Annotated in this window: 1 pseudogene; it reads right to left on the reverse strand. The window is 55.1% G+C overall.

The annotated features are described in order from the left end of the window. Window positions 1–786 (reverse strand): annotated as a pseudogene (locus OQV04_RS24805) (IS3-like element IS2 family transposase); the annotation flags it as partial.

Consider the following 786-nt stretch of genomic DNA (forward strand, 5'->3'; position numbering starts at 1 on the left):
GCACTATGCGGATGCCATTCGTTATAATGCTCGAACGCCTCTGCAAGGTTCTTTGCTGCCGTTAACCCGTCTGGTTTGGGCATGATACTGATGTAGTCACGCTTTATCGTTTTCACGAAGCTCTCTGCTATTCCGTTACTCTCCGGACTCCGCACCGCCGTGTTCTTCGGTTCAAGTCCCAACATCCGGGCGAACTGGCGTGTTTCATTAGCCCGGTAGCATGAACCATTATCCGTCAGCCACTCCACTGGAGACGACGGAAGATCGTTGCCGAAGCGGCGTTCCACCGCTCCCAGCATGACGTCCTGTACTGTTTCACTGTTGAAGCCGCCGGTAGTGACCGCCCAGTGCAGTGCCTCACGATCACAGCAGTCCAGCGCGAACGTGACACGCAGTCTCTCTCCGTTATCACAGCAGAACTCGAACCCGTCAGAGCACCATCGCTGATTGCTTTCTTTCACGGCCACTCTGCCTGTATGTGCCCGTTTCGATGGCGGTACAGCAGGTTTTCGCTCAAGCAACAGCGCATTCTGGCGCATGATCCGGTAAACACGTTTGGCATTGATCGCAGGCATACCATCAAGTTCTGCCTGTCTGCGAAGCAGCGCCCATACCCGACGATAACCATACGTGGGCAGCTCTCCGATAACATGGTGTATACGGAGAAGCACATCCGTATCATCAGTGTGACGACTGCGGCGGCCATCCATCCAGTCATCGGTTCGTCTGAGAATGACGTGCAACTGCGCACGCGACACCCGGAGACAACGGCTGACTAAGCTTACT

The organism is Escherichia sp. Lx600-2, from assembly GCF_036662595.1.
GTDB lineage: Bacteria > Pseudomonadota > Gammaproteobacteria > Enterobacterales > Enterobacteriaceae > Escherichia > Escherichia coli.